Annotated in this window: 9 protein-coding genes; all 9 read right to left on the bottom strand. The window is 44.1% G+C overall.

The window, feature by feature from the left end; genetic code table 11:
• Window positions 1–9: 9 nt before the first annotated feature.
• The 9 genes from ONB37_04485 to ONB37_04445 all read right to left on the bottom strand — a co-directional run bounded on the left by ONB37_04485 (window position 10) and on the right by ONB37_04445 (window position 13,006).
• Window positions 10–1,170 carry a glycosyltransferase family 4 protein gene (locus tag ONB37_04485; protein ID MDZ7399406.1) on the bottom strand — a complete coding sequence of 387 codons (1,161 nt, stop codon included), beginning with the start codon at window positions 1,168–1,170 and terminating at the stop codon, window positions 10–12.
• Window positions 1,171–1,181: 11 nt separating this feature from the next.
• Complete coding sequence (locus tag ONB37_04480; GenBank protein ID MDZ7399405.1) at window positions 1,182–2,678, bottom strand: oligosaccharide flippase family protein; 1,497 nt, start codon at window positions 2,676–2,678, stop codon at window positions 1,182–1,184.
• A 13-nt stretch (window positions 2,679–2,691) separates the two neighbouring features.
• On the bottom strand, window positions 2,692–3,792 hold the full coding sequence (locus ONB37_04475; GenBank protein ID MDZ7399404.1) for a glycosyltransferase family 4 protein: 1,101 nt from the start codon (window positions 3,790–3,792) through the stop codon (window positions 2,692–2,694).
• Window positions 3,789–4,841 carry a DUF354 domain-containing protein gene (locus ONB37_04470; protein MDZ7399403.1) on the bottom strand — a complete coding sequence of 351 codons (1,053 nt, stop codon included), beginning with the start codon at window positions 4,839–4,841 and terminating at the stop codon, window positions 3,789–3,791. Before ONB37_04470 ends, ONB37_04475 begins: the two co-directional genes overlap by 4 nt.
• A gap of 458 nt (window positions 4,842–5,299) precedes the next feature.
• Window positions 5,300–6,670 carry an exopolysaccharide biosynthesis polyprenyl glycosylphosphotransferase gene (locus ONB37_04465; protein ID MDZ7399402.1) on the bottom strand — a complete coding sequence of 457 codons (1,371 nt, stop codon included), beginning with the start codon at window positions 6,668–6,670 and terminating at the stop codon, window positions 5,300–5,302.
• Window positions 6,671–6,698: 28 nt separating this feature from the next.
• Window positions 6,699–9,050, bottom strand: coding sequence for an AAA family ATPase (locus ONB37_04460; protein MDZ7399401.1), 2,352 nt, complete (start codon window positions 9,048–9,050; stop codon window positions 6,699–6,701).
• A gap of 63 nt (window positions 9,051–9,113) precedes the next feature.
• Window positions 9,114–9,680 (bottom strand): SLBB domain-containing protein, encoded by a 567-nt coding sequence (locus tag ONB37_04455; GenBank protein ID MDZ7399400.1) that lies wholly within the window; start codon window positions 9,678–9,680, stop codon window positions 9,114–9,116.
• A gap of 137 nt (window positions 9,681–9,817) precedes the next feature.
• A complete protein-coding gene (locus ONB37_04450) occupies window positions 9,818–10,852 on the bottom strand; it encodes a Gfo/Idh/MocA family oxidoreductase (protein MDZ7399399.1) in 1,035 nt (344 codons plus the stop codon).
• Window positions 10,853–11,305: 453 nt separating this feature from the next.
• On the bottom strand, window positions 11,306–13,006 hold the full coding sequence (locus ONB37_04445; GenBank protein ID MDZ7399398.1) for an asparagine synthase-related protein: 1,701 nt from the start codon (window positions 13,004–13,006) through the stop codon (window positions 11,306–11,308).
• Window positions 13,007–13,150 lie beyond the last annotated feature (144 nt).

The following is a 13,150-nucleotide window of genomic DNA, read 5'->3' as shown; positions in this document are numbered from 1 at the left end:
TTGATGTTTTTAGAGCGATGTGATATAATTGACCAATTGACTCGCGCGATGGGACCAACTGAATTGCTCTGCGGCCTGCTGGCGGTTTTCTGCTGCAAATCGGGCCAACTGGTGACGTTGATGATAAGCAGTGAGAATCCCCTCCGCAATGTGCTGTGGCGAAGTGGATTGCAGAAAAACCGCGGCAGGATTATCTTTTGCCACTGCCAAATGCGCTTCAATTGGGGAGACCAACACTGGTTTGGCCATGGCTAAATACTCAAACAGCTTCAGCGGCGTGCTAACTTGCCAACAGAACTCATCAGGCAAGGGCACAATTCCGAGGTCGGCTCGCGCGATGTATTCAGGAATCTCCTGATAATTCACTTTGCCCCGAAGCTGAACATAATTTCCCAAATTCAATTCATCGATCCAACTAGCCAATCGAGCGTATGCCAATCCCTGACCAATAATCATCAGCCGAGCTTGGGGCAATTTTTCGATCACAATTTTCATCGCGTTCACGGTCTCAAACAGACCGCGGTTATGCGCGATCGCGCCATGATATAAAATTGTAAATTGGGAATTATGTTGGGCTAGGTCTCGCGGATTATAGCGATTCGGCTCAAACAGATCGACATTAACCCCTGCCATCCAAACTCCAATGCGGTTCGGGTCAATTCGGTAGCGACGAGCCATCATCTTTTGCAAAGGATAACTAACGACGGTGATCCCGTGAAACAGACGCACCGCCATCCAAACTGCTGCATCGCTAATGGCGTTTTTGATCTTCTCACTGATAGTTTTATTGCGCACTGGCACTGTGCGCAGATCGACGACGAATTTGCAGTTCGGACGAACGCAAATTGCCAGAAGTCTCGCTGGCCACAAGAACGGTACCGTAAGAGGGTGGCATAAAATGACATCTGGGGACATATTGATCAGCCAGATGCAGCAGCGCCAGAGCAATTGAATATGAAAGCTTAAAGCCATCAGAGGGAAGCGGTCGATCGCCCGAATTTCTTTGATTGTCACCCCTGGGAGATCCATTTTGAATCCCTCGGGGGAAGTCGATAGCGTTACCAATGTCACGTGATGACCATTCTGTCCTAACGCGCGACACATCTCGATCCATGTGGAGATATCGAGATCGCGCATTAAATCCTTTTGTGCCACCCACAAGATTTTCATCTTCCCAACTCTCAGAATACAAATAGCGGTCGCGGTAACAATTGATTTATTAGGATTCGTTCTTTGAGAAAAAAACTTTTGTTGAAATATGACATCGCCAAATATGTCACAGCAGCTCCAGTCAGAATAACGATAAGGCTCAGTGTGCTAATTATCATCCCTCTCACCACCAATAAAAATACCATCATGACCAGCGAATTGAATAAAATTTTCAATAGCGGTTGGAATGCTATTTTTATCGGCACATGCCTTCGAATGCCATGAAAGATAAACAAGGTTTGAAACAAACGAGCGGAGCAGGTCGCTAGTGCTACCCCCATTAGCCCGAGTGATTGGATCACCAGAATCTCTACAATGAGATTGTATATCGAGAAGATTTTGCTGTAGAAAGTGATTTCAACTTTTTCGACCGCCTGAACCACAAGCTGCAATGGGTATTGAAAGCTTATAATTAATAGGAAAGCCGTGAACATCCAGATGAGCTTCTGGGCTGGCAGATATTTGGCGTCATAAAAATGAACGATGATCTTGTCGCTTAACACGATGATGCCGGAGAACAAAGGGAATGAGATGAAGGCAATTAGCTTGACGAGCAAATTGAAATTTTCGTTTAATTTTTCGAGATCGCGATGTTCCGAAAATTTGGAAAAGAAAGCGGTTCGGATCAGCGGTCGGATCATTTTATCTGGCATCAATTTCGCGACTGTTTCGATGACCTGATTGGCAAATGCATAAAGGCCAACCATGGTCGGACCCAGAAAATTAGAGATGACGAAATAATCTGTCTTAACATCCAACACAGTCCAACCGAGCTCATCCAAATAGCTCAAACCGCTGTACCGCAATAATCGCTTCAAGGGCAATTTCTGCTTCTCCGAGTGATTTTTGGCGGCAAAATCATAAAAATAAAATGTCAATTGGGTGATTAAAAGCGCTGCATAGTAAATGGTTTCAGCCCTTAGCAGCCCAATAAGCCCGTGTCCGTGCGATAAAAACCAATATACAAGACTGGCGCGAAAGATGATCGCAATGAAATAACTGAACATGATGGCGCGATTCTGTAGTAGCGCGCCCAACGTGAGTTCAACGATTTGGATCTCCAGGAATAAAAAGATCCCTAAACCAAATAGCTCAAGGTAGATGTTTAAATTGTCCACCTTGAAGAATTTTCCGACTGGTCTCGCAAACCATATGAGCAACGCCAAAAAAATGATTGTCAATATAAAGCGAAAAACTAGCGCTGAGACAAACAGCTTCTTCACACCACTATAATTTCGTTGAGCATTGAATTCAGGAATATATCGTTGCAGCACGTTTAAGATTCCCAGAGAGGAATAGAGGGACAAATACCCAATTACCGCATAGATGATGTTATAGATCCCATAATCAGCGATGCTCAATTTATTGACAATATAGATCGTGAGCAGTAGATTTATCGCGGGTGCGGTCAATTTCTGAAGCAAAAGATAGACGGCATTGACCCTAATTTTCTGATGAAAATCTTGCATAACTCTGTTCCGCTTAAATGGCAAAATATTGAGACATGCGAGCAACGATCTTGTCCCAGGTAAAATTGTTTTGGACCATGCGATGCGCCCGTTCTGCAATCGTAGCGCACCAGGATGGGTTATGGTATAGTTCAATAATCCGCTGGGCAAGTTCTGATGGTTCCTCCGTCCTAATCAGGATGCCAGTTTCATTGTCCAAAATCAGATCTGAGAGCAAGAGGTTCGAGCGGCTCGCGATGCAAACACATTTCTGATACATTGCCTGAAGCACAGATTGAATGCCCCCCAATTTACCTGGCATAAGATAGATATGGGCCCTTCGGAGAACTTGGTCGATTGTTGCAAGACTTGAATAGTCATATACGGTAACATCAGTCGGTATTTTCCGCGGATGGCGGCCGATGATGATGAGTTCAATTCCGGGCACTTGACGTTTAGCAAGCTCGTAAGCCTTTAGCGCCAGCGGTCCACCCTGACGTTCAAATTCGCTCGAAACAAATACCATGGTGAAACGCTGTGTTTGTTTTTCGCTGAAGCCGATCTCTTCAATGATATCAGCGTTGATCCCCGTACCCACAACGATAACCTTATCAGGGCTAATATGATAATCTTCCACGAATGATTGTTTCAGCCGATCACTGAATGTAAAGATGATGTCGGCCCGATGGTATGCTGCTGATTCCAGTTGGTACCAATGGCGCACTTCTGCAGCTGAGCCAAATAAAGCCCACCCGGGCCAGAATTGATCGCACAATTTTTGGGTCAAATCGGTGTAAATGAAATAGGGCCGGGAGTAAGGGTTTTCAGTGATGCTAAATTTGCATTGGGTCTGAAAAATAATATCGTAGTCGGTTCTCGAGCGAATCACTGCATTGCAGTATTCGGTCATTTTAGAAAATGCGTAGCAATTTTTGCTATGGGTTTGTCGCCAATAGCGCCTCGATTTGATGATCGTATAGAGCAAATTATGCCAGGCTGAAAAACGCAGTGACTTTCTTTTGATAATCTTGCCAGTATCGATGTTTGCCACGACATGATGAACCCGACTTAGCGCCTCATAGAGCTTTTGGTTCACATGTGAAAAAATCCCCACCCGCAGGAATATGACATTCATTTTCCTGACTTCCCAGTTTCTAATACCTTTTCCACGATGAAATTGACCAACCGCTGATTGTCATCGAGCTGCGGTCGCTCGGGACGAACTCGTTTCACAGGCTGGATTGACTTCAGGTCTTGAACGGATTGGATGATCTTCAATTTGCCAGTTTGATGCAGGTAGCGATCGATCGCGCCAATTTTTCCTTGAAAGATGGAGTACACCGGAACATTCAACACAGCAGCCTCCCGATTCATGGTGCCTCCACCACTAATGACGATGTCGGAGTTCCAGATGAGCTGAATCCCATTTTGTGCTTTCGTGGGGAAAATAATTTTGTTATTCCCTCCATCGCGCTGGATGGCTTGAAGAATCTCCTTTTGTTGCGCTTTTGTTCGTGCCAGAACTACAATTATCGTATTGTCGAATTGGGATAGATATCGGATCGCATGATAAAATAGCGAATCGCTGCCATCGTCAGGATGGTAATAATGGGCTTCTGTCGCCGGGGGGCGAATGGTGATAATGACGCGCTCTGGATCTAACTGCAGCTCTGGACAAGCAGTGCCGTTGTTCATTAAATTTGCCACATAAATATGTTCTTTGATCCCAGGATATTTGAGGATTTTCGATGCTGGGATTCGATCTCTAAACGCCTCTGCGGAAAGGATCTCTGGTATTGCCAACCGATCGATAAATCGATGAATGACGGATAAACTGGCATATTCATAATCCCACATCACAAATGTGGGAATTCGAAGTAGACCGGCAGCGATGATCTGGCTGCGCGATCCATGCGACAGCGCGACAGAAATCCCTTTATTTCGACCATATAACATCAATCTCACGATGCGGCTGCAATGGCCCAATACTTTGTATACTGTCTTTTTGCCATGGTGATGACTGATCCGTTTCGCATTCATTTTAAAATAATTTGCCAATTCGAGAGTTTGGGAGCAGTCCCGCGCTGTAATGAGCACATCATGATTGCGACGCTGCAATTCTTCGATAATCGGCTTCAAGATCAGCACATGAGGAGTATTCTCTAAATCCACCCAAATTTTCATCTATCCTAAATTCCCGATTTATTCTATGAAGACCACGGAATTAATTATCTCTCTTTGGACTTTTCTAATAATCTCTTATAGTGACAAAGAAAGAAGAATCTTGTTTTGGTAAATGAATTCACAGCTCATTTGAGTTGGTCAGAATTTGAATACAATTTTATTAGTCAATGCAACCCAGAGAAGTGCCATATTTCATTCCGCAGCGAAGAAATGAAAAAAAGGAGACGCCAGCCTCAAATGTCCCCTTTATTTAGAACAGCGATGCAGCAATTTGAAATTATTCCTTTTTCAAAAGCTGTGCTGTTCTCGGTTGTATTTTTGATCATCTCTTGCTGAAGAAATGAGTTTCTTGCTTCGTTTCCAATCGGCACAAATTACACCCTACAGTCGAGAGTGGGATCGGTAACGAAGTAAGGATCGGTATGGCAATCGGCAATGCTATTGTTAAACTATAATCGTTAATAAGCGCCTTTCATTGAGAGCACCGCACCAATCGTTTTTAGTAGGATTTTAATATCCAATTTTAGCGACCAATTTTGAGCATATGCGAGGTCCAATCGGATCATTTCGTTGAAGGCCGTCGTACTGCGACCGTAGATTTGCCATAGCCCAGTAATGCCAGGTTTGACGCTCAAAAAGCGGCGCCGATGCCACAAATCGTATAATTCCACTTCATACGGGATTGGCGGTCGCGGTCCCACTAAGCTCATGTCGCCTTTCAACACATTGATGAATTGTCCCAGTTCATCTAAGCTGGTGCGCCGCAAAAATTTTCCAATCCGCGTCACCCGGGGATCATTTTTAATTTTGAAAATCGGTTGTTCATCTTCGCAACCTGGCTGACTTGAGCTGCAATTATGAATGAAGTCCTTGATATAATTCTTATGGATCTGATCGTCCTGGCTTTGATGCATGGTCCGGAATTTATACATTACGAATTTTTTGCCCAGATAACCAATCCGCTCCTGCTTGAAAAAAACTGGCCCAGGAGAAGTGAGCTTGATGATCAGCGCGATGATTAACATGACTGGGGCGAAAAAGATCAAGGCGCAAATGGAAAAAACAATATCAATAGCGCGTTTGGCTATTTTTTGCCATACATCTGACCAGTCATAAAAGGCTTCGCTGAGTACCAAAAACGGATTGGGAAGAGCAGCAATGGCGCTACCAGCGCTGATTAAAGCAGAACCATGGCCAAGATTCTCATCGGACATCATTCGATAGTAATTGGCCGATGCCTTCCGTATCACCCGTTCGATGTGCCTGGTCGATTCGCCAGTTGCCACAAGATCGGAATCGATGAGCGATTCAATCAGATGGCTCTCCTCTGGATAAGAATAGCATTTGATCTTTGGCAGCTTCCGAGGATTCCCATTGTTCAATTCAAACGAATGGCTAAGCTCCTGATTCATTCGCTGCATTACCGTCGCCGCCCCTTCAGCATTGGTATCGGGCAAGAGCACGAACAACAGGGTTGCGCCCGATCTGGCTACGACATCGGTGGTGCGAAGAATCGTTTTGAGCGTTGCTAATAAGATTGCAGATAGCTCACTGGGCTGATCTAAGGCCTCAGACGATCGCGGTTGTCGATCGGCATCGGGCAGCTCAATAACGATCAAAGAGAAATCGTATGCTTTTCGTTCGGCTCGGCGTTTTTCGATTAGATAACGCTGCCGGAAATATTCTAATGAATGGAAATAACCATTATTAAGCGCTTCAAGCTGAGCTCTGCCATTTTTTTGTTTCAGCAGGTTCGCCTGTATCTTTTGCCGCGCTAATTTTTGCAAAAGTTGATGCCAATTTTCCTTCTGGATGCGGTTACGTTTCAAAACTTCCCCCTGAGTTAAAACTGATTGGTTATGCAGTTGCATCGTAATACCGCCGATAAGACCGCGGCACCGGTTCTTCAGCGGATTGATTCAGCACAATACCCCAGATCTTAATACCAGCGTTTTGCAATTGCTCGATTGCGCGGTTGATGGTTCGTTGGCTGGTTTTTCCTGCTTCACAAACAAGGATCACCCCGTCCGCCAACGAGCAAAGTATCGAAGTGTCAGTAACTACTAACAATGGCGCTGAATCGATAACAACAACGTCATATTTCTTTTTCACCAGAGTGATAAAGGTTCGCATTAATTTCGAACCCAAAACTTCAGAGCAATTTTTCACCGCTGACCCAGCAGTGAGCAGCGACAGATGAGCGATATTTGATAAAACGTTAATGCTTCTGTCTATTTCAGCATAGAGATTTGCTAAACTCTGGAAATCGAACTTGTGTTGCTTTAATAAATAGCTGTATGGCTCTTCTATTGCGGAATCCGAATTTGAAGAATTTTGAGGTTTCAAAAAATCTTCCCATAAATGCTTTCTCTGAGCTTCCTGGTATTCCGCCAACAACGTCTGAAAGGCTGTTGATTGAAGGATGTCCACTAACCCAGGCGTTCGTTCCAATTGAAATGTGTTATGCAGCGTCGGTCGCCGGAGATCGGCATCGATCAACAGCGTATCGTAGCCCAACTGGGCGGTTGAGACAGCCAGGTTAATAGCTGTTGTTGATTTCCCTTCGCCCGGCTGGGGGCTGGTAACCACAAATGCATTGGAGCGAAAGTCCGCTGAAGAGAATTGCAAATTGGTTCGCAACATCCGAAAAGCCTCGGATGCATGAGATTGAGTATCATAAATGGTAATGAGTTGGTTCAGCTCCTGCGGCTTCGGTTTGCGGGTCGGATCGAAAATACTGTAATGGCCATTCACACTTGTTCTGATCTTCGGGATATTTCCGATCACCGAAATATCCGTGAAGCGCTTAATATCAGCAGATGTTTTGATGCTCGTGTCCAATGACTCGAATACAAAGACCATGATGCTGCCGATAATGGTGCCGAACAAGAGACCGATTAGCAAATTGAGGCTCTTACGTGGCCGAATCGGGCTAGTTGGGAATACTGGCGGATCGATGACGCGAATATTGCCCGTATTCTGCGCCTCAACGATTCGTGTCCGCTCATTTTCTTCCATCAGCATCGTGTAAATTTTGGCGTTGGTCTCTACGTCTCGGATCAACTTCGCAAGTTGCAATTCTAGGTCTGGCAGCATCTGAATCTTGCGGTCGTACTCCGCCAGAATGCTGCGCAAGGTTCGCTCCTGGGCTTCATAGGCTTTCAGGTCCGCCTCCAATGTGATCGCTTCACGCAGAAAATCCTTCAGTTGGGATAACGGATCAACAAAATTACCCTTGGCGATCAGTTCCTGCGTTTCGTTTGAAAGATTATCCCGCGTTTGTTGGATTTCATCAGCCAGATTTAACAATTTTGGATGTTGATTGGAGTATCCTTTCATCAAGAGCTCGGTGCGTTGCAATTCCAGTTCTACCAAGCGATTGTTGAGTTTCTGCAGCCGTGGGATGATGGTTTCGGTCACATTCGGCAAAAGCTGGCTCTGCTCCGATTCAATCTTTTGCCGAATATAGCTTAATCGTTGTTCTGTCGCGTGCTTCTGAGACTGCGCCGCCGTGAGTAGTACCTCTGCCTCTGTGATCTGGCGCAACAACTCATTGGTCTCTTGATTGAGCGAACTGATTTTTTGGTGCTCTTTGAAATCACGCAATTGCTGTTCTGCCGAATCCAACTTTGCCTTGTAAACCACCAATTGCGCTTCAATCAATTGTCGCGTACTACTGATATTTTGTTTCCGATGCTCGATCGTCCGATGGGTCGCGACATCTGCGATGGTTTGAGCGACTTGCAGGGTCAACTCTGGATCGGGATTAATATAGGCAATGCGAATTACATTAGAATGATTATCGGGCATCGAAATTTCAGTGTTCCCGCGGATTGTCGCTGCCAGAAATTCGCGGATCTGACTTTCTGCAGTCAGATAAGCTGGAGTTGGGAACCGATGAACAATTTCGCTGGGCAGGGCTCTTACCACCTCAGAGAAAAATTTGCGGCTTCGAAGCTCTTCCACTTGGTTCGATAATATGGTCTCTCTTCGTTGATTGGTTTGGAAAAACTCAGTGTCTGGAATCGGCTTGATTAAATCCTCATAAATAAGCGATAATTCGGTCTTGTACAACGGCGAAACTGTTTCATTGTAGACCTCAATTGCCGCTAAAACACCGAGGATAAAAAAACCTAACAGCCAAATCCGCTTACGAAATACCGAAAGTATCTCGTAGAAGTCCGATGTTTTCTTATCTGTTCGTGCCATAGCTGACATCCTGATATTGTTAGGGGGTTAATTTGAGAATTGTACCTGAAATTATATTAAAAATCAATCAATCCGACTATACCAATACCACACTTGGGCGACGATAGCGACCTGAGAGACAACTCGAATAAATGTTTGCCATTTGTGCCAAACATTGCGTTTCACCTGAACCACATCGCCTGGCAGAAGCCGTGGCAAATACTGGGCTTTGCCATTTTTCAAATATTGATTGATGTTGATCTCTGCGCGACCCGTCGCATGGAGCTTTTCAAGATCTTTTAAAATGAATCGATCTTCCTCGGAACTTAATTTCGACTTCTCCGCGTCTGTCAATGCAGGACTGGCCTTGCTAAAGAGCATCACATGGGAAAGGTCCGAAAATTCTGTGGGACCGCCCGCCTTAGAGATCAATTCCAGTATGGTGATGCCGTCTGGGACGCGCTTTTCGCCCGGCTGCCGAACTTCGCCCCAGACGTGAACGATGATTTCTAAGTTCTTTTCCTCACCAATTAGATAAGCTTCTTTGGTGACCTGGATGCGTTGTTCCGCTGATTCCTGGGAGACAACATTACCAATGAAAGATAAAACAACAATTCCCCCGAGCCCGATAATGAATAACGCTCGTCTCATCGGATTTCCTTTCGATTTGATCCTTGCTTAAATCATCCTCATTTATAAAATAACCGCTAGATTTGCTCTCAGATTTGAACCATACGGCGCATCTTATCAATAAAAATCCGCTTGTTCGATATGATAGCCTCTCAAGGCTAATTCATCGATGGCAATTGAATCGGAACGGATTTACCGGAATTTTTCATGGATTCGCTGGCCGCCTCTAAAATTGCCACCACTTTTAATCCATCATAGCCATCAGTAATCGGCTGTTGATTGTTTTGAATGCACTCAATAAAATGTTGACATTCCCGCGCCAAAGGTTCATACTCCTCGACTCTGGGACTGTAAATATCGCCATATCGATACGTAAAATGAAATTCCGCAAAGGTATCATAGTAAGCTGGCGCCTTGATCCCTTTATCGAAAATCTTGATTTTCTCGTTGGGCTCAATATCGTTATAGACCAGCATCTTTTTGCTGCCCACAATGGTCATTTTTCGAATTTTATATGGATCAAGCCAGCTATTATGCAAGAACGCGATCAAATCCTCTCCGAAATTAAGTGATACCCAGGCAACGTCCTCTATATTTTTTTTGTAATGTGCCTTTCCCTGAGCATTCACTGAAATCGGCAACCGCTTGAGCAAATACAGGATGATCGAAATATCGTGCGGCGCCAGATCCCACACCACATTAATGTCGTCTTGAAATAATCCCAAATTAAGACGCTCACTGGCAATATACAAAATATCTCCCAATTCTCCGCTCTGAATGATTTCAAGAATCTTATTCACTGACGCGGTAAATTCAAAAGTATGACCAACCATTAAAATCCGATCATGCGCTTTGGCCAAGGAGATGAGTTCCATGCATTCATTGACTGACGCAGTGATTGGCTTTTCCACCAAGACATGTTTGTTGGCCGAGAGACATTGTCGGGCAATTTCAGCATGCGTCCGAACCGGCGTAGCAATCGCTACTGCATCAATGTCCTTGGACTCAAGAATCTGATGATAATCAGTGACGGTCTCAATTTCATTATAAAGCAGTTTCATTCGTTTCAACCGCTCGATATTCAAATCACAACAAACTTTCATATTGCAATGTGGGTTTGCATTGAAATTGCGGATCAAGTTGGGTCCCCAGTAGCCGCATCCAATGACGGCAATATTAATCGGCTTCATCATTCAGTCCCTAATGTTATGTCATCGCTTTTCAGGAAGTGGTGCAGCCCAATGACTGTCAGGCTTCCCAGTATTCTGTCATAAAGTTATCAATCAATTCGAAAGCTAAACAATTTTCAATCATTTTTATAAAATGATTCAAACTAGCTTCCAGTACGGTTTTTCACCCATATGCTATTAGTTTTTTGCGGAGAAATAAAACTGCGATGCAATATAGCACTTTTTTTATCTGATAAATAGGAACATTTCCTCGATAATGCGGAAAATTCTAGTTTTTTTTCCCCACATAGATGTTCTGATTTTGTTGAAATTCGAGAGGAAGTAAAAGTTATACTCACTACCTCCCATTTTAATACCCTCGACAATGTTGCTATTGCAATTCTCAATTGTCGGTTCTAGAGAGCGCAAAATTATTGGAATAATCTGGTTTTGTATCGAAAGAACCAATCGCCAGGTCTATGATTTTTGTCCATCAAAGAACGTTGGTAGAATAATACTCAACCCTGGTTGATTGAACTGAGCATCGAATCTTCCAGTGATGAATATTTGATGGAAGAGATAGATGTACATCAGATGAAGCATGATTGCTGGGTAATAGTTGGAATGGTTCATCAGCACGTCGATCTGGTCTTTGGTGAGGATGCCGCGGATGAACTCGGTACGGAGCAACTCACTCATCAACGATTGGCGTGCCGTTATCAAATATTCTATATCGGTTCGGCCATCTCCTTTTTGAATATAGCCAGCGACATTGCGGTCCAAGCTCGCCTTGACCTGGTTTTTATAATATCTTTTTCTGAAGTTGAGTCGACCAAGAGCTTTGGACATGGCTCGGGTTGTCTCATTTAGGTAAGGATAAATGCCTTGAATCCCGACGCTATTGAGCATCAGGCCGCCTTTTCTCAAAATGAACTCGAAATCGAGGTCACCAAATGGATAAAGGTTCATTGAAAAGCGTCGAAATTTCGCTTGGAACGCAGCGGTTTTAGGGGAGATAGGTTCTTGCTGTTTAGTCAAACGATACAATGCAAGTCCACACCAAGAGCTCTTGATGGTCCGCTTCAGGTCTCGCAGTAATCGCTGATGCCAACTATTGCGATAATGATCCAATTGTTGATCCGCACAATCCCCAAGAAAGATAAACTGATGTCCCTCTTCTGCTAAAATATTGGCCAAGGCATATTGGAGAAACAGCCCTTCATTGAAAACCGCCCCTTCGGTCCTCCAGACGATATCTGGCAAAGCATCGATTAGGCTTTCGGGAATCACTCGAGTGATATGATGAAGGGGCTGATAGTGACGCACAATCTGTTTTGCTTGGTCGATCTCGTTGCGAGTGATCCCCCCAATAGTAATTGCAGTAAATGATGCTGTGCTTAGTTTTCGCAAATAGGAGAGCAGCAAATTGGTATCATATCCGCCGCTGAGAGTCAGTGCTATTCTCCGATCGGATAGGTGGGAATAAAGTCGCTCTAAATTTGAAGTGATGGAACGGATCAATTCCGATTTTGCCACCGAGCGGGAGATTTTTTCGTCGCGCCGTTTGATCGGTCGAATCATCACAGAACACGATTGCAGATCAATTGCGATCATTTGGTTGGGGAGCAGTTTATTAACCCTTTTGATCAATGTAAATTCAGCGGCTATGGTTTTTTTGTGATAAAGAAAATTATAGATCGCATCGATATTCAATTCGCGTTTTATCGGCGCGATGCTGAGAAGCGCTTTGAGAGAACTGCTGAAGAAAAGTTCATTGCCATGTTGAACGTAATAGAGCGGCAATTGCGAGCCATAGCGGTCTTGAAAAAGAAAGATCTGCTTGGCTGCTCCATCGAAAATAAAGATCGTGTACACACCGTCCAGTTGGGCTGCAAAATCGGTTTTAAGCAAACAATAGAGCCGACTGAGCACTTCAACATCGCTGGAATTTTCAAAACCATATTGTGATTTTATCTCACCCAGATTTGAAACATAACCGATCATCCCACAAGCGATTTGGCTCATTGAGTCATAGCAAATATTCCGATTTTGAAAATTGAATATTGCAATGCGTTCGACATGCAGATCGACCTGATTGGTCATGAAGCGTTGCTGAGTTAGCTCGATCGCTCCATCTGGCCGAGGAGCCAAAATAATTTTTCCACTCAGTAGATTCATAAAAACTGATCCGAATGATTCAATCAATGACGGTATATCAGTCAAATATGTATTACATTGGTGTTCTTTGTATCAATTTGAGACCTAAATATGGACAAAACTCTCTATAAAATCCACTAAACCCTTGATCGTGAGAATGGAGAA

The organism is candidate division KSB1 bacterium (assembly GCA_034506395.1).
In the GTDB taxonomy this organism is placed as follows: domain Bacteria; phylum Zhuqueibacterota; class Zhuqueibacteria; order Thermofontimicrobiales; family Thermofontimicrobiaceae; genus Thermofontimicrobium.
The sequence above is the reverse complement of the archived record's forward strand: the minus strand, read 5'-3'. Positions and strand labels throughout refer to the sequence as shown.